General features: G+C 40.0%; 20 protein-coding genes. 16 read left to right on the top strand and 4 right to left on the bottom strand.

Annotation, left to right across the window (positions count from 1 at the left end; translation table 11 throughout):
* Nucleotides 1-30 precede the first annotated feature (30 nt).
* Nucleotides 31-906 (top strand): cytochrome c oxidase subunit 3, encoded by an 876-nt coding sequence (locus AAGD16_RS14550; protein ID WP_028834829.1) that lies wholly within the window; start codon nt 31-33, stop codon nt 904-906.
* On the opposite strand, the gene AAGD16_RS14545 is transcribed toward AAGD16_RS14550, so the two are convergent.
* The gene (locus tag AAGD16_RS14545) at nt 809-1,117 is read right to left on the bottom strand and encodes a DUF2909 family protein (RefSeq protein ID WP_081745118.1); all 309 of its coding nucleotides are present in this window, start codon (nt 1,115-1,117) and stop codon (nt 809-811) included. The genes AAGD16_RS14550 and AAGD16_RS14545 overlap by 98 nt on opposite strands.
* 14 nt (nt 1,118-1,131) lie before the next feature.
* Between AAGD16_RS14545 and AAGD16_RS14540 the strand changes: the two genes are divergently transcribed.
* The 13 genes from AAGD16_RS14540 to AAGD16_RS14480 all read left to right on the top strand — a co-directional run bounded on the left by AAGD16_RS14540 (nt 1,132) and on the right by AAGD16_RS14480 (nt 13,568).
* Nucleotides 1,132-1,872: an SURF1 family protein gene (locus tag AAGD16_RS14540; RefSeq protein ID WP_013466137.1), complete on the top strand. Its 741-nt coding sequence runs from the start codon at nt 1,132-1,134 to the stop codon at nt 1,870-1,872.
* Entirely contained in the window at nt 1,862-2,356 is a 495-nt protein-coding gene (locus AAGD16_RS14535) for a hypothetical protein (protein WP_013466136.1), read from the top strand. Before AAGD16_RS14540 ends, AAGD16_RS14535 begins: the two co-directional genes overlap by 11 nt.
* Nucleotides 2,357-2,368: 12 nt before the next feature.
* Nucleotides 2,369-3,358 (top strand): heme A synthase, encoded by a 990-nt coding sequence (locus AAGD16_RS14530; protein WP_024602181.1) that lies wholly within the window; start codon nt 2,369-2,371, stop codon nt 3,356-3,358.
* Nucleotides 3,359-3,370: 12 nt separating this feature from the next.
* Entirely contained in the window at nt 3,371-4,300 is a 930-nt protein-coding gene (gene cyoE, locus AAGD16_RS14525) for a heme o synthase (RefSeq protein WP_377112641.1), read from the top strand.
* On the top strand, nt 4,297-4,914 hold the full coding sequence (locus tag AAGD16_RS14520; RefSeq protein WP_058155347.1) for an SCO family protein: 618 nt from the start codon (nt 4,297-4,299) through the stop codon (nt 4,912-4,914). The genes cyoE and AAGD16_RS14520 overlap by 4 nt, the downstream gene beginning before the upstream one ends.
* A gap of 164 nt (nt 4,915-5,078) precedes the next feature.
* Nucleotides 5,079-5,351 (top strand): lipid asymmetry maintenance protein MlaB, encoded by a 273-nt coding sequence (locus AAGD16_RS14515; RefSeq protein WP_024602184.1) that lies wholly within the window; start codon nt 5,079-5,081, stop codon nt 5,349-5,351.
* An 8-nt stretch (nt 5,352-5,359) separates the two neighbouring features.
* Nucleotides 5,360-5,722 (top strand): response regulator, encoded by a 363-nt coding sequence (locus tag AAGD16_RS14510; RefSeq protein WP_013466131.1) that lies wholly within the window; start codon nt 5,360-5,362, stop codon nt 5,720-5,722.
* A gap of 14 nt (nt 5,723-5,736) precedes the next feature.
* Nucleotides 5,737-7,812 (top strand): chemotaxis protein CheA, encoded by a 2,076-nt coding sequence (locus AAGD16_RS14505; RefSeq protein WP_138686994.1) that lies wholly within the window; start codon nt 5,737-5,739, stop codon nt 7,810-7,812.
* Nucleotides 7,794-8,279, top strand: a complete 486-nt coding sequence (locus AAGD16_RS14500) for a chemotaxis protein CheW (RefSeq protein WP_013466129.1) — start codon at nt 7,794-7,796, stop codon at nt 8,277-8,279. Before AAGD16_RS14505 ends, AAGD16_RS14500 begins: the two co-directional genes overlap by 19 nt.
* Before the next feature lie 48 nt (nt 8,280-8,327).
* Complete coding sequence (locus AAGD16_RS14495) at nt 8,328-11,027, top strand: methyl-accepting chemotaxis protein (RefSeq protein WP_377112636.1); 2,700 nt, start codon at nt 8,328-8,330, stop codon at nt 11,025-11,027.
* Between the two features lie 69 nt (nt 11,028-11,096).
* Entirely contained in the window at nt 11,097-11,927 is an 831-nt protein-coding gene (locus tag AAGD16_RS14490; protein ID WP_377112633.1) for a CheR family methyltransferase, read from the top strand.
* Complete coding sequence (gene cheD / locus AAGD16_RS14485) at nt 11,911-12,528, top strand: chemoreceptor glutamine deamidase CheD (RefSeq protein ID WP_024602188.1); 618 nt, start codon at nt 11,911-11,913, stop codon at nt 12,526-12,528. Before AAGD16_RS14490 ends, cheD begins: the two co-directional genes overlap by 17 nt.
* 8 nt (nt 12,529-12,536) lie before the next feature.
* Nucleotides 12,537-13,568 (top strand): chemotaxis response regulator protein-glutamate methylesterase, encoded by a 1,032-nt coding sequence (locus AAGD16_RS14480; RefSeq protein ID WP_028834833.1) that lies wholly within the window; start codon nt 12,537-12,539, stop codon nt 13,566-13,568.
* 3 nt (nt 13,569-13,571) lie between these two features.
* Here AAGD16_RS14480 and AAGD16_RS14475 read toward each other — a convergent pair whose 3' ends face one another.
* Nucleotides 13,572-14,597 (bottom strand): polysaccharide deacetylase family protein, encoded by a 1,026-nt coding sequence (locus AAGD16_RS14475; protein WP_377112629.1) that lies wholly within the window; start codon nt 14,595-14,597, stop codon nt 13,572-13,574.
* A gap of 42 nt (nt 14,598-14,639) precedes the next feature.
* On the opposite strand from AAGD16_RS14475, the gene AAGD16_RS14470 reads away from it, so the two are divergent.
* Entirely contained in the window at nt 14,640-15,911 is a 1,272-nt protein-coding gene (locus tag AAGD16_RS14470; protein WP_028834835.1) for an MATE family efflux transporter, read from the top strand.
* Between the two features lie 4 nt (nt 15,912-15,915).
* On the opposite strand, the gene AAGD16_RS14465 is transcribed toward AAGD16_RS14470, so the two are convergent.
* Nucleotides 15,916-16,185 (bottom strand): hypothetical protein, encoded by a 270-nt coding sequence (locus tag AAGD16_RS14465; RefSeq protein WP_016900082.1) that lies wholly within the window; start codon nt 16,183-16,185, stop codon nt 15,916-15,918.
* 13 nt (nt 16,186-16,198) lie between these two features.
* Nucleotides 16,199-16,774, bottom strand: a complete 576-nt coding sequence (gene nfuA / locus AAGD16_RS14460) for a Fe-S biogenesis protein NfuA (protein WP_013466120.1) — start codon at nt 16,772-16,774, stop codon at nt 16,199-16,201.
* A 146-nt stretch (nt 16,775-16,920) separates the two neighbouring features.
* Between nfuA and AAGD16_RS14455 the strand changes: the two genes are divergently transcribed.
* On the top strand, nt 16,921-19,470 hold the full coding sequence (locus tag AAGD16_RS14455) for a M14 metallopeptidase family protein (RefSeq protein ID WP_377112625.1): 2,550 nt from the start codon (nt 16,921-16,923) through the stop codon (nt 19,468-19,470).
* Nucleotide 19,471: the final 1 nt, after the last annotated feature.

Genomic DNA, 19,471 nt, shown 5'->3' with positions numbered 1-19,471 from the left:
AAAACTAGTGAAAAACTAGGAGCAAATAAAATGAATCAAAAATATGAACATTATTATGTACCAGAGCAAAGTCCATGGCCAATAGTTGGGGCAGTTGCGTTATTTTTTATTGCGGTAGGCGCAGCCTTAACCGTAATGGATATGGGCAAAGAGGGTGGTAATGGCGTTTACTTGTTATACGTAGGTATAGCTGTACTCCTTTACATGCTGTTTAGCTGGTTTAAAAATGTCATACACGAGTCTGATCAAGGGCTTTATTCTGCACAAATGGACCGTTCTTTTAGGCAAGGTATGAGCTGGTTTATTTTTTCAGAAGTGATGTTCTTCATGGCATTTTTTGGGGCGCTTTTTTATGCTCGCATGTTTTCTGTGCCTTGGCTTGGAGGTGCGGATAACAACGCCATGACAAATGAAGTATTGTGGCCGACGTTTGAAGCCATGTGGCCATTGCTAAATACCCCAGGAGGCACTTCGACCCAAGCGATGGGCTGGCAAGGGTTGCCGCTTATCAACACCCTTATTTTGCTGGCCTCGTCGGTAACTTTACATTTTGCCCATGTGGCGATGGAAAATAATAAACGTACCCCACTCAAAGTATGCTTGGGAGCGACCATTTTACTCGGAGTGTGCTTTTTAGGGCTGCAGGTAGAAGAGTATATATATGCTTATAACGATCTTAACTTAACCCTTGATGCGGGCATTTATGGCAATACCTTCTTTTTGTTAACCGGCTTTCACGGCATGCACGTCACCTTAGGAACAATTATTTTATTGGTGGTGTTTTTACGCATTATGAAAGGACATTTCACTAAAGATAAGCACTTTGCCTTTCAAGCTGCAGCTTGGTACTGGCATTTTGTTGATGTTGTTTGGCTGTGTTTGTTTGTATTTGTGTATGTGCTTTAGTGATTAAGGGAGACTGATTTGCCTTAATAAAACCAAGTTTTAGTGCGGCAATCACCATCACTAATACCACAACAGAAAATAACACCCGACGCCCTAAAAAGTGAGACATAGGGCGTCCATTGGTTTTCCCTGACACCATAATTAATAAAGCACGAAATAAATTAAATAATATAAATAATAACAGTAGAACAATAATAATTTTAATAATCACTGGATTATACCCTTATGCAGTTAGTTGTATTTAACAAACAAAAGCTTAGCTCAATAATAACAATTTGCTTGGTTGTTATTGTGGTATTGGTTTGTGTGCGACTAGGGTTTTGGCAATTACAGCGAGCAGAACAAAAGCAACAGCAGCTTAGTGCCATTGAAAATATACAACAACATGGCGTAATGAGCTGGGCAGAGTTACAACAGCTGCCAAAAGAGTGGAACAAAACCGGTGTATTGGTTTCGTTAAATGGTTATTTTGACACTAATAATTATTGGTTGCTTGATAATCAAATCTATAATGGTCAGGTTGGTTACGACTTACTGGCATTATTAAAACTGTCTGATGAATCACGCTTTTTGTTAGTGAACTTAGGCTGGGTAAAAGCAGAACGTTCAAGAGAAATCCTACCAAACGTAACAATACCTAGTGGTAAATTTACGTTAACGGCACAAATTAAAGAAGATAATTTAAGTGGCTTTACCTTAGCCAATAACAATACTCAGTCGGATTTAGCCAAACGAATTCAAATCATTGATTTACAAGCATTGAGTAGCCAATCTAATCGCCCTTTAGTGAATTTTATGGCTTACCGCCAAGGTCAAGCTGATGAAATTGCTGCCCCTCATTATGAAGCCGTTGTTATGAGTCCAGAAAAACATTATGCCTACTCAGTACAGTGGTTTTTAATTGCGGTTGCCTGTGTGGTGGTCGCTATTTTTGCAAGCAGGAAGAGGATAGATAATGAAAAATAAACCCCTGTTACTCTTTGCTGTGTGCTGCGCTATTCCCTTAGTGCTGGCTTACAGCGCGTTAAAACTTGATTGGCTACCTACAGCAATTACTAACCATGGTGAATTTTTAGAGCGTGAAATTAAGCTAGACAATTGGGCGCAGCATAATCCTAAGCAATGGACCATCGCTTTAAATTATTCAGCACAATGCAAAGCGTCTTGCACAGAGCAATTAGCCGCTTTAGACAATTTATATGTTGCCCTTGGCAAAAACCAACACAAAGTTGATATGGCTATTATGGGACAGCCTGAGCTAGTTACAACGCGTTGGCATGTTATTGATGAGCAACAGCAGTTAAAACCTGCCAGTTTGTATTTAATCGATCATATGGGGCTAATTGTACTGGAGTATCCATTTAGTTCTCAACCACAAGAAAACCGTTTGATCCAAAAAGGGTTATTAAAAGATCTAAAAAAATTACTCAATTACTCTCGTTCGAGCTAAGTAGAGGATGCTATGTATAAAAACTATAAAAATTTGGTATTAGCAACGAGTTTATTCGCATTAATTGTGGTGGCTCTGGGCGCATACACGCGTTTAAGTGACGCAGGGCTTGGTTGTCCCGATTGGCCTGGTTGTTATGGCTTTTTAACCGTGCCTAAACACGAAGCAGAGATTGCACAAGCGATTCAAAGTTATCCCGATATGATATTTGAAAAAGCAAAAGCATGGAAAGAAATGATCCATCGCTACTTTGCAGGCACGCTTGGGGTATTAATTTTAGTGTTGTTTATTTTAGCTTTTCTAAAGCGTCAGTACCCAACCACGCCTGTAAGGTTGCCTATGATATTGCTGCTGCTTGTTATTTTTCAGGCCGCATTAGGTATGTGGACGGTTACTATGAACCTACAGCCGCTTATAGTTATGGGGCATTTGCTCGGAGGATTTAGTATTTTAGCGTTATTAACGCTATTGTATTTGCGTCTGACCAGCCAACCTATTACGGGTGGTGATGCGGGCGCAAAACCTCACTTTAAATTAAGCCTCGTGGCATTAACGGTACTGATTTTACAAATCGCCCTTGGTGGTTGGTTAGCGGCTAATTATGCGGCTCCACATTGTAATGGCTTACCGCTGTGTAGTTACGCTCAGCCTTTTTCATTCAGTAGTGTCTTTCAGCTCCCCCTTGAGCACAGTAATTATGAATTTGGTGTGTTGTCGCAACAGGCGCGTATGTCTATTCATTTACTGCATCGAATATGGGCCTTAGTTACTTGCATTGTTTTAGCCTTGGTGATGTGGCGTATATACAGTCATGCCTATTCGCAAAAAATTAAAAGCTGTACGGTGAGTGTGTTAGTGGCGTTATTCTGCCAGATAGCTTTAGGGTTAGCCGTGGTGCATTTTCATTTTCCGTTAGGCGTGGCACTGGCGCATAACTTAATGGCTGCCATACTGTTATTAACTATGGTTAGGTTATGTTATTACCTAAAAGTACGTACTTAGAGGGGAATGATTATGGCACTTACAATTAATAAAAAAGCAATGCAGCCCGTTTACAGCGCATCGTTATTGACTAAAAGTTACCACTTAATCCAAGATTATTTGGCAATAAGTAAATTTAAAGTAGTGGCTATGCTAGTGTTAACAGCATGGGTTGGCTTAGCGCTAGCCCCTGATGTTGGCAGAGGTGTTGGGGTTCAGTTCATCAGTTTATTAGGGATTGGATTACTCTCTGCGGCCGCCGCAGTCATTAATCATGTGGTTGATAGCGAAATTGATAGCAAAATGGCACGCACCCGCCATCGCCCTGTTGCTAAAGGGCGTTTAAGTAAATTACATGCACTGAGCTTTGCTGCTGTGATTGGCGTTGCGGGCTTTATTATGCTGATGTTGTGGGCAAATACGCTCACAGCCATACTGACCTTATTTGCACTTGTTGGTTATGCGTTTATTTATACGTCATTTTTAAAACGTGCCACACCACAAAATATAGTTATAGGGGGATTAGCCGGTGCAATGCCTCCATTACTCGGTTGGGTGTCTGAAACAAATCAAATGGCGGCAGCCCCTTGGTTGCTGGTGATGATTATATTTACCTGGACCCCACCTCATTTTTGGGCGCTCGCCATCGCGCGTAAAAGTGATTATGAGCGGGCTAAAATCCCCATGTTACCGGTCACCCATGGTATCGATTTTTGTAAAACATGCGTGCTTGCATATTCGGTATTACTCGCCATTGTATGTGTGTTTCCTTATTTGATTGGCATGTCAGGGCTTATTTATCTAAGCGGGGCATGTCTTCTCAATATTGTATTTATATACAAAGCAATTAACTTAAAGTTTGCCGCCAAAGAATACACTGCGATGGATTTATTTCGTTTTTCGATTATTCATTTGATGATACTATTTATCATCTTATTTATAGATAAATGGCTAGTTATATGAAGCAGTTATGGTGTGGTTTAGTTGTTTTTTCAGTACTCTTTTTATCGGCCTGTAGTGATAAAAAAAATTTACAAGATCTTGATGCGTTAGTTTATGAAACCGCAAAACCGTTATCTGACTTTTCGTTGAGTGATCAACAAGGGAAGTTAGTAACCAAACAGCAGTTTTTAGGCCAATGGAATTTAGTGTTTTTAGGTTACACAAGTTGCCCTGATATTTGCCCGATGACGCTAGCTAAGCTCAACAATGCCTATAAAAATTTGCAGGCTGAGTATCCACTACAAGTATGGTTTATATCTGTTGATCCTAAACGTGATATTGCTCAAAAACGTAAAGAGTACATAGATTACTTTAATCCAGATTTTTTAGCTGTATCAGGTGAACATAAAGACTTATTTCCATTTGTCCGCGAGCTTGGATTAATTTACGCAATTAGTGATAGTAATGAATCCGACTATGCGGTGGATCATAGTGCATCTGTTGCCCTTGTTGATGGCAGTGGCGCACTAAGAGCTATTTTTAAGCCTGAATTTAAACAAGGAGATGTGCCTTTGGTTAATACTACAAAATTAACCGCAGAATTTATTGAAATAGCCGAATACTACAAAAACTAGCTTTTAAAGGTTTTACGATTTTAAAGGGGCTTTATGCCCCTTTTCGCGTTTTTTATTAACGGTTTTTAATTAATTAGTTATTTTTTTAGTCGTTTTTATGGCGTTTTCATTATCTCGGTCTAAGCTTTTGTTATGGATTGAGTTGATAAGGAAAAGCTTAAAAAATGCTTAAACTACCAAACGAACTTTCAATTGTTCATGTTGAAGTTTTACATCAAGATTTATTAAGCGAACTTAATAATAGCCGAGATATTTGCTTAGATATTAGCGATGTAATGTCTGCTGATACGGCCTCGGTTCAACTTTTATGTGCCCTACAAAAACATCTCCTTACTATTAATCAAAAAATTGCCTGGGTTGGCAGTAGTGATGCATTAACCAATGCCATTGATCAACTCGGTTTAAGTGAATACTTAGCACCAGAAAGTACTAATTAGAGGTCTATATGAAAAGAATATTAGCTGTAGATGATTCTGCATCAATGCGTCAAATGGTGAGTTTTACGTTAAAAACAGCAGGGTTTGATGTTACCGAAGCCAAAGACGGTAGTGAGGCATTAGCGATTGCCAAGCAGCAAGGTTTTGATGCAGTTATTTCTGATGTAAATATGCCTGTTATGGATGGGATCACGCTTATCAGAGAGTTAAGAGGGCTTCCGAATTACAAGTTTACACCGCTACTTATGTTAACCACAGAATCGGGCATGGATAAAAAGGTAGAAGGGAAAGCTGCTGGGGCAACAGGGTGGATTGTAAAGCCCTTCAATCCAGATCAACTATTAGCCGTGCTAAAAAAAGTAATCCGCTAACCTAGGAGTGCACTGTGAGTATTGATTTAAGCCAGTTTTTTGAAGTGTTCTTTGAAGAGAGTTTTGAAGGCCTCGATGTTATGGAGACTGAATTACTCAACTTAGTGCCGGGCGAAGAAGACTTAGAAACCATTAATACTATTTTTAGGGCTGCCCATTCTATTAAAGGAGGCAGTGCTACCTTTGGGTTTAATTCAATCGCAAACTTCACTCATGTTCTAGAAACATTACTGGATCAAATACGTGAAGGTCAGCGAAATATAAGCAGTGAACATATTAACTTATTACTTAAATCAGTAGATTGTTTAAGAGCCTTGTTGCATTCGCTTAAAGTACAGGAAGAGCCTGATTTAAGCCAAGCTGACTCATTACGAGAGCAGTTTGAAAGATTACTTGGCATGCCTGAAAGTGAAACCGTAGTGGCAGAAGCCAGTGTTGAACAGGTCATTATTAATACTTATCAAATTGATTTTAAACCGCATTTTCATTTGTTTAAAACGGGTAACGAACCGCTGTTTATGATTAGTGAATTAGCTGAACTTGGTGAATTGGAAGTACAAGCGTTTACTGATGTCATACCTGATATTAAAGATTTAACGACCGATGAATGCTTTTTATATTGGCGATTTTTCTTAAACACTGACCGTGACGATCAAGCAATTAGAGAAATTTTTGAGTGGGTTGAGGACGATGCCGATATTAAAATTGAGCTTTGTGGTGGCTTATTTAATGATGGTAAAGCAGCAGAAGCTGCAGTGGTCAACGAACCTGTTATTGAAACACCAAAAACGGTTGTTGAACCCAAAACCAATAAACCAAAAGCACCAACCAGTGCAAAAGCAGCGCCTGAGTCAACTTCCATTCGTGTTGGCATTGATAAGGTCGACTCACTGATTAATATGGTTGGAGAGTTGGTCATTACCCAAGCGATGCTAAATCAGCTTAGCGAACAAGAAATGACGCCTACCACGGTGACCTCGCTTCAAGAGGGGCTTGCGCAATTAGCGCATAACACCCGCGACTTACAAGAAAACGTGATGCGTATTCGCATGCTGCCAATTAACTTTGTGTTCAGTCGTTTTCCACGTTTAGTACGTGATATTGCTCAAAAGCTTAATAAAGAGGTGGAGTTAAAGCTGATAGGAGAACAAACAGAATTAGATAAAACCGTTATGGAAAAAATATCCGATCCTATGGTGCATTTAGTAAGAAACTCATTGGATCATGGTATTGAAACGGTAGAAAAACGTATTGCAGCAGGAAAAGATCCTGTGGGTAAGGTTACATTAAATGCCTTTCATCAGGGCGGCAATATCGTCATTGAAATTATGGATGATGGCCAAGGTCTTAACACTCAAAAGATCAAAGAAAAAGCGATTACCAATGAAGTGATCGCCGCTGACAGTGAGCTAACAGATGATGAAATTAACGAACTCATTTTTATGCCAGGATTTTCTACCGCTGATGAGGTAAGTGACTTATCTGGCCGTGGGGTGGGTATGGATGTGGTTAAGCGTAATATTCAATCATTAAATGGCTCGGTAGAAGTGACATCTGCTGCTGGAATTGGTTCTACTTTTACTATTCGGCTACCGCTCACTTTAGCTATTTTAGATGGGCAATTAGTCAAAGTAGCCAAGCATACTTACATTATTCCACTGATCTCGATTGTAGAATCGTTGCAAATTGATATTGCAAAAGTAAGCCGTGTTGGTAAAGACCTAGATGTACTCAGATTACGTGATGAATACATTCCTATTTTACGTTTATACGACATTTTTAATCACCAAAATGCCATTGAATCGTTAGATAAAACCTTACTAGTTGTCGTGGAAAACGATAATCAAAAAGTAGGGTTACTTGTCGACGATTTACTTTCACAACAGCAGGTGGTTATAAAAAGCTTAGAGGCTAATTACCACAAAGTGGATGGTGTGTCGGGGGCAACGATTTTAGGTGATGGGCGTGTTTCGTTAATTTTAGATATTAGCGGCTTGATAAAGCTTTCAGGGTTAAAAAAGCCAGGTAGCCAAGCATTGAGTATTGAGCCATCGACCATCTTGGAGGATTCATGTTCTCTGAATCAATAGCATTAAATAGCAATATTGAACTACAGCGCAAAGAGGGCATTAAGCAGTTTCTCACCTTTATTATGGCTGAAGAAGAGTACGGAGTAGATATATTAACGGTGCAAGAAATTCGTAGCTGGGAAGATATAACCGCACTGCCAAATGCCCCTGAGTACGTAAAAGGCGTGATTAATTTACGCGGCACCATTGTGCCAATTATTGATTTACGATTGCGCTTTGGTTTACCCACCATTGAGTATGGACCGTTAACGGTAGTCATTATTGTAAAAGTTGAGTTTGAGCAAGAAAGTAAAGTGATGGGGATCACGGTAGACGCCGTAGCGGATGTTTACAGTATTGCTGAGCAAGACGCTAAAGCAGTGCCGAGTTTAACCCAAACAAATGAAAGTGAATATGTCGCAGGGCTAGTGAATGTGGGCGATAAAATGGTCGCGCTAATTAACTTGCAGGCAACCATGAATATTTAGCGGTAATAGTAACTAAATAAAGCAAATAACTTAAAGGTGGTGATAAGCATGGGATGGTTTAGTAATTCAAAACAGTCTAAATCAAGCAATGATTTGATCATAAATGCATTGCATAAATCATTAGCAATAATTGAATTTGAGCCTAATGGAAGAATCATTACTGCCAATGTTAATTTTCTTCGTGTAATGGGCTACTCACTCGCTGAGATTCAAGGCCAGCACCATTCTTTATTTGTAAGCCCTAGCGAAACGCAAAGTGATGAATATCGTCAATTTTGGCAGCGTTTGAACGCGGGTGAATTTATTTCAGATGAATTTAAGCGTATTGGAAAAAATGGCAAAGAAGTCTGGATCCAAGCAACATACAATCCTGTTATAGACTCGCAAGGGCAAGTACTTAAAGTCGTTAAATTTGCAACAGACATTACTGAGCAAAAGTTAAAAGCGGTTGAAGCTACAGGCCAAATTACCGCAATCAGTAAGTCACAAGCGGTTATTGAGTTTAATTTAGATGGAACCATTATTGGCGCTAATGATAATTTTTTAAAAACATTTGGTTATCAGGCAAATGAAATACAAGGGCAGCATCATAGATTGTTTGTTACTTCTGAATATGCAAACAGCCAAGAATATCAAGCGTTTTGGGATAAACTTGGGCGTGGCGAGTATGACAGTGGTGAGTATTTAAGAATAGGTAAACAAGGCGAGGAAATTTGGATATATGCCTCTTATAATCCTATTTACGATATGAATGGTAAGCCATTTAAAGTGATTAAGTACGCCACCGATATCACAGCGCAAAAAGAGCTAGAAAAAACCTCTAAAAAAGCGGCCGACTTGGCTAACGCATTAAAAGTATGCCAAGCAAGTGTGATGATTGCTGATAAAAATTTAAACATTATTTTTGTGAATGACTGCATCAAGCAAATGTTTAAAGCACGTGAAAAAGAGTTGCAAACTGTTTTACCTAGTTTTTCAGTCGCTGGGTTAATGGATATCCGTGTTGATGAGTTTCATCAGGAACTAGCTAATCAGCAAGAGCGACTAAAAAACTTAGATGCTCCTTATAAAACTACGTTGAATTTGGCTGGTCTTATTTTTGACATCATTGCTTCTCCTTGGACAAATCAAGATGGCAAGTGCTTAGGTACTATTGTTGAATGGCAAGATATTACTGATGAGGTGTCTAAAGCGGATGCTGAACGTGCTAGAGCGCAAGAAAACTTACGTGTTCGCCAAGCATTAGATACCGTGGCAACCAATACCATGATTGCTGATGCCTCGAATGTCATTGTGTATATGAATAGCGCAGTGAGAAATATGATGAGTGTTGCGCAAAATGATATACGCACTGACTTACCTAACTTTGATAGCAAAAACTTACTTAATCAAAGTATTGATATATTTCATAAAAATCCAGCCCATCAGCAAAATATGTTGGCTAAGTTAACGGATACCTACAGCACCGAAATTAAAGTGGGCGGCAGAACCTTTGGTTTAGTGGCAAACCCTATAATCACCACAGACAATGAGCGTATTGGGACGGTAGTTGAGTGGGAAGACAGAACCGCAGAAGTTGCTATTGAAAAAGAAATTGCTCAATTAGTCGGCGCAGCAAGCAAAGGTGATTTAAATGCACGAGTAGCTGAGCAAGGTAAAAATGGCTTTTTCTTACGTTTAGCTCAGGGTCTTAATAGTTTAGTTAAAGTGGTTGACGATGCGGTAACTGATACTGGCAATATGCTCGATGCCATGGCCACTGGTAATTTATCTAAACGGATTGAAAAAGAATACCAAGGCTCGTTTGAAAAACTTAAAACAGATGCAAATGCGACAGCAGATAAACTAACTGAGGTTATTAACCGAATTAATACATCAGCCACTTTGGTGGCCAGTGGGGCTGAAGAAATTTCACAAGGCAATGCTGATTTAAGCCAGCGCACAGAAGAGCAAGCGTCATCGTTAGAGGAAACAGCCTCTAGCATGGAAGAAATGACCAGTACGGTTCGCCAAAACGCCGATAATGCTAAAGTGGCAAATGACTTAGCTGAAGAAACCTGTGATAAGGCGATTCAGGGTGGAGAAGTGGTTAATAAAGCGGTAACCAGCATGTCTGCGATTAATGAATCGAGTAAGAAAATTGCCGACATCATTGGAGTGATAGACGAAATAGCATTCCAAACCAATTTGCTTGCACTTAATGCTGCCGTAGAGGCTGCTAGAGCCGGTGAGCAAGGCCGAGGTTTTGCGGTTGTTGCAGGTGAAGTACGCAACTTAGCGCAGCGCTCGGCAGGGGCAGCGAAAGAAATTAAAGAGCTAATTAGAGACAGTGTTGGCAAAGTTGCTGACGGTAGCGCGCTTGTGAATGAGTCAGGTGTGACGTTACAAGAGATTGTGGTATCGGTGAAACGCGTAACACAAATGATAGCCGATATTACCCAAGCCTCTGAAGAGCAAAGTGCAGGTATTGAGCAAGTAAATAAAGCAGTATCGCAAATGGATGAAATGACCCAGCAAAATGCGGCATTAGTTGAACAAGCATCGGCTGCAGGTGAATCAATGGCGGAACAAGCCAATGAAATGCGCCGTTTACTGCACTTTTTCTCATTAGGCCAGCAAGATATGGCAGTGGTATCGCCTGTTATTCGTACACCTGAAATATCTCATCAGCAACAAAATAGCTTCGTTAGTAATAAAAGCAAAGGTGAAAATTTTGTAGACTCGGCTGAAGAGTGGGAGGAGTTTTAAACTCACTTTAGTTAGGTTCACCTGCAATGTATGCGTGAACCTCGCTTTATTTTTAAATGAGAGCAAATAATGAAAGAGTTTTTATTAACGGATAGTGATTTTAAGGAAGTGGCTCATTTAGTTTATAACGCCTGCGGTATTGTACTAGGAGAGCATAAGCGAGAGATGGTCTACTCACGCTTGGCAAGACGAATTCGTGAGCGAAAATTAACAAACTTTTCAAGCTACCTCGATTACTTAAAAAATCATAAAGATCAGGAGTTTGATGCATTTATCAATGCCATTACCACTAATCTAACCTCTTTTTTTCGTGAAATGCATCACTTTGAGTTTATAAAAGATCAGTTAATACCAACCCTGTTAAAGACAAATAAACAGACTAAGCGCGTTCGAATTTGGTCTGCAGGCTGCTCTACCGGTGAAGAGCCCTATAGTTTAGCAATGACGCTGCAAGGAGCTTTTCCAAATGATTGGGATGTGAAGATATTAGCCACTGATCTTGACTCTAATGTACTGGCGAAGGCGCAAAGTGGTATTTATACCGCAGCGAACGTAAATGGTCTTGATGATGCTTTACTAAAACGCTGGTTTTTAACCAGTAAAGATGGGCAAAGTTATAAGGTTAAACCTAAGCTGCAGCAATGTATTTCATTTAAGCGTTTAAACTTATTACAAGACTGGCCAATGAAAGGGCCGTTTGACCTGATTTTGTGCCGAAATGTAGTGATTTACTTTGATAAAGAGACAAAGGATCAGCTTTTTAACCGTTATGCCGATATTCTTAATGACCAAGGTTATTTATTTTTAGGGCATTCAGAAACCATGGGTAAAGAGCATGTTTTATTTAAAAACTTAGGGAAAACCATGTATCAAAAAGTAGCCCATGCACACGCAATTTAAGCCAGTATTAGCGGGTTTTGAGCATATTAAACGCTATTGGGACGCCTCGCGAGATCGTGTGGTCGCTAAGGTATTACCAGGTGAGTTTTATGTTTCTAAAAATGATGAGCTAATCACCACCGTCCTAGGATCGTGTATTGCTGCCTGTGTTTACGACGATAAGCTAGGCATAGGCGGGATTAACCACTTTATGCTACCAATTCAAAAAGGTGAGCGAATTGAGCAAGCGCATAGTTTAAGTTGCCGTTACGGTAATTGGGCTATGGAATATTTAATTAATGAAGTGCTTAAAAATGGCGCATCCCGGGCAAACTTAAAAGTAAAACTGTTTGGGGGAGGCAAAATAATTAGCGCCATGACAGATATTGGTATTGGCAATATCAGTTTTGCCAATGCATATATAGCAGAAGAAGCGCTAAATTTAGTGGCGCATGATATGGGCGGGCCTTGGCCACGAAAAATATTTTTTAATCCTCATAATGGAAAAGTACAAGTTAAAAAGCTACGTAACTTACACAATAATACGATTGAAAAACGTGAAGTGCGTTACTTACATAATCTTGAACAACAAACAAAAGCCACTGATATAGAGCTGTTTTAAGGATGGCTATGATTAAAGTATTAATAATTGATGACTCGGCACTGATCAGACAATTGCTGACAGAGATACTGCAACAGGCAAAAGATATTGTGGTAGTAGGGGGTGCACAGGACCCATACGAAGCCCGAGAGATGATCAAAAAATATAATCCGGATGTACTAACGTTGGATGTTGAAATGCCAAAAATGGACGGCATTAGTTTTTTAAAAAACCTGATGCGCTTACGTCCTATGCCGGTTGTGATGATTTCTACACTCACACAAAAAGGTTCACCCATTACGCTTGAAGCGCTTGAGATTGGTGCAGTTGACTTTATTGCTAAGCCAACAGTTAACGTTAAGGAGCAAATGAGTCAATATGCTGATATTGTTCAGCAAAAAGTCAGAGTGGCAGCCAGTGCACGGGTTCGAGGCTATAAAAAAAATAGTGCTGTAGCAGAACCTATCCCCACTAATGCCGAATTTTTAGTAAATAAAGTGATTGCGATTGGTGCGTCAACCGGAGGCACGGAAGCGATAAAAGAAGTACTTATACGCATGCCAAAAAACTGCCCACCCATTGTAATAACGCAGCATATTCCTCCTGTATTTAGTACCTCATTTGCAGAGCGAATGCAGCGCACCTGTACCATTAACGTAAAAGAGGCACAACAAGGCGATAAGCTGGTAGCAGGATGCGCTTATATAGCCCCCGGCGGGCTACATTTACGCATTAGCAAACAAGGTAGTGCATTATATTGTCAGCTTGATGATGGTGAACCTGTAAATAGGCATAAGCCCGCAGTAGATGTACTGTTTAACTCATTACTTGAAATTGGTGCTAAGTATATTGTTGCCACACTATTAACCGGTATGGGAAGTGATGGCGCGAAAGGTTTACTGGCGTTAAAACAACAAGGGGCTTATACATTGGCACAAGATGAGTTTTCGTCTGTGGTATGGGGAATGCCCAAGGCTGCTATTGATATCGGGGCTGCAAATGAGGTCGTACCGCTGGATAAAATGACCCAGCGGTTATTAAATCAAGTGATTAAAAAATAGAATTTAATTGATCACCCAAGGCTGTGAAAACCAATAATAACTGCCTGCTTTTTTTATTGATGGGGCGGTGCAGTTAAAGCGAGAGCGGCCTTTATTAAGCTGCTTTGGCGACGTCACCTCAACCGTATTATCGTTTAACCAATTTAAATTAGCTTGCCCAATGCTTGATACATAACAGGCAAATTGGCTTTTATGAAAGTCATCAGTCTCTAGATTTATAGTTAACGACGGTGGATTTTGTGTGGTTACACTATCTTTATAGGTTAGTTTATTAATAGTAAAAGCAGTTGAATTGAGCTTGGTAATTAACGTATCTAATTTGCTATAAAAACCAGATGCGGGAAAACGTGGTAAACGGCTAAAATTAGAATGTGGATTAACTGCACCAGAGTGCTGACCAATGCCAATAAAGCCTAGTTCAGTAACGAGAGCTTGTAGCTGATTGTTAAACTCTCCGTATGGATAGGCAAGGTATTTATAATCGTGGCCTATTTCTTCTTTAATACGCTGCTGTGAACTAAGAATGTCGTTTTTAGTGCGTTCACGCCATTGGCTTTGTGTTTCATTTTCGCGCTTTTTATGCAGATAGTTATGCTCGGCACTATGGTTGGCAATAAGGGCGCCTTTTTTTGCCAGCTCTCTGAGCTTATCCCATCCCATCACATAACCCGCTTGTTCATCAATGAGTTTTGGGTTTACAAAAATAGTGTACGGATAGCCAAATTTCTCAAGAATAGGCGCAGCTTGTTCGTAGTTATTGTTGTATCCATCATCAAAAGTAATCGCGAGCGTTTTATCGTCTAAAGCCTTACCTTGTTTTAATGCGCTAATCAGCTCATTTAGTGGAATAACGTTAAAGTTATGCTCTTTTAAATAATTTAAGTGTTTAGTAAAAGTGTTGGCGCTTACACTGGTCACCGCGGGAAGGGTTTCACTGACGTGATGATACTGTAGAATAACAGCTGCTTGCGCACGTAAAGAACCACAAATCAGGAACAATAATACTAAATGAAACAATTTCTTATACATAATAAAGCACACCATAAAAGCTTGTTGTTGTTAGCCGGTCCAATGATATTATCAAATATTACTGTGCCGTTGTTAGGAATTGTTGATACGGCAGTGATTGGTCACCTGGGGAGTGCGCATTATTTAGCGGGAATTGCCTTAGGTTCTACCGTGATCTCCATTTTATTTTGGCTTGCTGGTTTTTTAAGAATGAGCACCACTGGGCTGGTGGCACAGGCTTACGGTAAAAATGATTTAACTCAGCTTGCAGCTTTACTTAAGCGCAGTTTGTTATTGGCCAGCAGCGTAGCTCTAATTCTGATTTTATTATCCCCCCTTATAAAACATGCCATTGCGTATTTATCTGCTGCCAATAGTGATGTGCTCAATGAGGCCTATCGGTATTTTAGTATTCGTATTTTTAGCGCCCCAGCAGCGCTATGTAACTTAGTATTATTAGGCTGGATGCTCGGCGTTCATTATGGGCGAGGGCCATTTTATTTATTGTTAGTCACTAATATTACCAATATTGTACTCGACATTTATTTTGTAGTTTATCTTGATTGGGCGGTTGCAGGGGCGGCTTGGGCATCATTAATAGCGGATTACACGGCTTTAATTTTTGCTTTGCTGTTAGTGGTTCAGCTAGCTAAAAAACAGGGCATAAGTTTAGCGGTTGCAAATTGGTTTAGCATAGAAAAAATGGCAGGATTATTAAGTTTAAATCGCGATATTTTTATTCGCTCTTTAGTATTGCAGTTATGTTTTAGCTTTATGACCTTTTATGCTGCACGTATAGGTGAAACTACATTGGCAGCCAATGCGGTACTACTCAACTTTTTAATGTTGGTCAGCTTTGCGCTTGATGGAATTGCCTATGCAAGCGAGGCAAAAGTAGGCCAAGCGAAAGGTCAACAAAGTGTTGAAAAGATAAGGCTATGGGTAAAAATAAGCGTATTTTGGGGCATGTTGTTTGGCATTTTGTATAGTGTATTTTTTATATTATTTGGCAGCTCCATTATAAAGCTGTTGACTAATGTACCTGAGGTTATTGAAGAGGCTACATATTACTTACCGTGGGTAATTGTGCTGCCAATTTTAGCGATGAGTTGTTTTTTGTTTGATGGTATATTCGTTGGTTTAACACGTGCTAAAGCAATGCGAAATAGTATGCTGTTATCGGCGACAATAGGTTTTTTTGGGGTGTTTTGGCTATTTAAGGAATGGCAAAATAATGGCTTATGGTTGGCAATGAGTTGCTTTATGCTAATGCGGGGTGTAACACTTATAATTAAATATCAGCAGCTAAAAACTAATAATCAATTACTTGATTAAACCGTTATTTCCACAGATCGGGGTCGTTATTTTTGGCAGGGATGTTTTTCAATACTTGCGAAAAACGATTGGCAAAAATACCCGCGTAGCCCCAGAATGCAAAAAACAATGCCGGCGCTAAAATTACTATGCCAATGACTTGTAAACTATAATGACTGTAATAACCCAAAGTGATAAATATCACGGCCAGCACAAACAGTGCTAGGCCGCGAAAAAAGCGCTTTAGACTCAACTTAGGGTCGCTCCCTAAGCGGTAAATGAGTGGCTTTAGCATAGTGGATTAATACTTAGTAATAAGAGTGCTCGCCAGCTTCGTGATCGGTTATGTCAGCCACACCGGTGATCTCATCAAACTTAGCAATCATTTCTTTTTCAATGCCTTCTTTTAGTGTGACATCAATCATAGAGCAACCATTACAACCACCACCAAATTGAAGCACAGCAATACCAGCAGCAGTGATCTCTACTAAGCTTACTTGGCCGCCATGATTTGCAAGTTGTGGGTTAACTTCTGTTTCTAACATGTGTTGAACGCGTTCATTTAGGCTTGCGTCTTCACCTAGCTTACGTGCTTTAGCATTAGGCGCTTTTAGAGTTAGCTGCGTGCCCATTTTGTCAGTAACAAAATCAATTTCAGCTTCGGCTAAAAAAGGCGCGCTTTCGGCATCAACAACAGCGTCAAAACCGTTAAAGTTTAGGCGAATATCGCTCTCTTCTACCGCGTCTTCTGGACAATAAGAAACACCACATTCAGCTTGTGATGTACCAGGATTAACAACAAACACACGAATATTCGTTTGTTGAGATTGATCTGCTAATAGCTTAGCAAAATGCGCTTGCGCTGTTTCGGAAATTGAAATCATAAAACCGTCTATACTTGACTAAATTACTCGGATACTGCATATCATACTCCGCTCATCGTGTTGCGGCTAGTGTTGAACGTAAAAAGTTGGCATCTATTTTAAGCAATGGTAGCGTGCAATTAACAAACATTTTTAGAGTGATTTATATGCGGTTTATATTAACAGTAATGGTGATACTAGCCAGTTTTTCAAGTGTGGCAAAGCCCCTGTCGTATTATTTTGAGCAACAGGTTGAATTTGATCCCAGCATTCCAACACCTGAAAAAGTACTTGGTTATCAAGTGGGTGAATGGCATGTAAGGCATGATCAGCTTGTACGCTATATGGAAATTTTGGCTCAAAAAAGCGATCGAGTTAATTTTGAAGTAATAGGTCGTACCCACGAGCAGCGCCCACTAGTTATGCTCACTATTACCGCAGCTAACAAACTAAAAAATATAGAACAAACTCGCCAAGCACACTTAGCTCGCCTAAATAACTCAAACAATAAATTAGCAGAGCAGCCAAGCGTTGTGTGGATGGGTTATAGCGTTCATGGTAACGAATCGTCAGGGAGTAATGCTGCCTTGCTAGTGGCTTATTATTTAGCAGCCGCGCAAGGTGATGAAATAAATGAGCTACTTAACAACACGGTGATTTTACTCGACCCGTCGCTTAACCCAGACGGCTTAGCACGTTTTGCTAATTGGGCTAATAGTAATCGTGGGATGAACTTATCGTCAGATCCGCAAACGCGTGAGCATGTAGAGAGCTGGCCAAGTAGCCGTACCAATCATTACTGGTTTGATTTAAATCGTGATTGGCTTTTACTGCAGCACCCTGAGTCGCGAGCGCGTATAGCCAAGTTTCATTATTGGAAACCTAATATTTTAACTGACTTTCATGAAATGGGACCAAACAGTAGCTACTTTTTTCAACCAGGGATCCCAAGTCGTAAACACCCCATTACCCCTGAAGAAAATGTGAGCTTAACCAAAGCAATTGCAAATTATCATGCAAAAACTTTAGATGAAAACAACGCACTGTATTTTACAGAAGAAAGCTTTGATGACTTTTATTATGGCAAAGGTTCAACTTACCCTGATGTAAATGGCGGTGTCGGTATTTTATTTGAACAAGCAAGTTCTCGCGGTCATATTCAAGAAACGATCAATGGCCCGCTAACTTTTTCGTTTACGATTAAAAACCAACTTTTAACGAGCTTATCAACGTTTAAAGCGGCGATTGATAACCGCCAAGCTTTGCTAGAGTACCAAGCTAACTTTTATAACAAAGCAGTTACATTAGCAAAAGATGAAGACTATCAAGGCTATATTGTTCAAGGTGGGGAAGATAAAACACGTACTAACGACTTTTTAAGCATACTTAAACAGCACCAAATTAATGCTTATCCAGTTAAAGAGGGACTAAAAGCTGAAGGTAAAAACTTTACCGTTAATAGCTATTTTGTGCCGCTTGCGCAACCACAATACCGATTAGTTAAAGCTATTTTTAGTGAACAGCAAAACTTTGCCGATAACACTTTTTACGATGTATCAGGTTGGACATTAGCGCATGCGTTTAATTTACCATTTGCTAAAGTAAACAGCCGCTGGGGATTAGAGGTTGATACTACGGCTTGGCAAAAAGCAAAACAGCCTGTTTTAACGCCGCTAACTAAAAACTATGCCTACGGATTTGCTTGGGACGACATGCTTGCCCCAAAAATGCTCAATAGTCTGTTACAGCAAGGTATTAAAGCACGTGTTGCATTAAAACCATTAACCGCAACATCAACGAGTAATGAGATAAATTTTGATGCTGGCAGTATTATTATCCCTGCAGGACTGCAAACAGAGACTGATTGGGTGGCAAAGCTAAATCAAGCACAAAGCCAATTTGATATTGAAATTAAGCCAATTACCACAGGCTTAACCAGTAAAGGTGCCGACTTAGGCTCGCGCTCTATGGCGGTTGTTTCTGCGCCTAAGGTGTTATTAGTTGGCGGTAAAGGGGTTAGCCAATATGAAGCAGGTGAAGTGTGGTATTACCTAGATCGCTTTGTAGGCGTAGCGCCTACCATTGTTGAAATGAACCGTTTAGCGTCTTTAGAGCTCAGTAATTACAGCCATATTGTGTTGCCACATGGTAATTATTCTACTTTATCTGATTCCGATAAAGTTGCTATAAAAAGCTGGGTAAGAAAAGGTGGTGTTATTTGGGGACACAAAGGCGGAGCAAAGTTCTTAGCTGATCAGCAGTTATTAAAAGCAAACTACTTATCACGTAAAGATGTTGCCAGCGCATTTGATACTCAAGGTTTAAAATATGCAGACAAAGACCATCTAGCGGGTCGCCAGCGTATTGCAGGCGCTATATTTAATACTGATGTAGATACTACGCACCCACTGACGTTTTCATTTAAGCGTGACACTCTGCCAGTATTTAAAAACAGTACCTGGTTACTTGAAGCCTCGCAAGCGCCGTTTGTAAATATACTCACCTATACACAACAGCCGTTACTTGCTGGTTTTACTGATGCAGTTAATGTAGAGCAAGTGGCCGGCGGTGCTGCGCTAATGGCTCACTCTTATGGTCGAGGTAGTGTGATTGCGATGACAGACAACCCTGTATTTAGAGGTTACTGGTATGGCACCAGCCGATTATTAAGTAACGCTTTATTTTTCGGTCATACCTTTCGTGTCAGTGGTAACTAAA

The sequence above is a fragment of the Pseudoalteromonas sp. M58 genome, assembly GCF_042604605.1.
GTDB classification, from domain to species: Bacteria; Pseudomonadota; Gammaproteobacteria; order Enterobacterales; family Alteromonadaceae; genus Pseudoalteromonas; species Pseudoalteromonas tetraodonis.
This window is presented reverse-complemented; position numbering and strand designations above follow the sequence as displayed.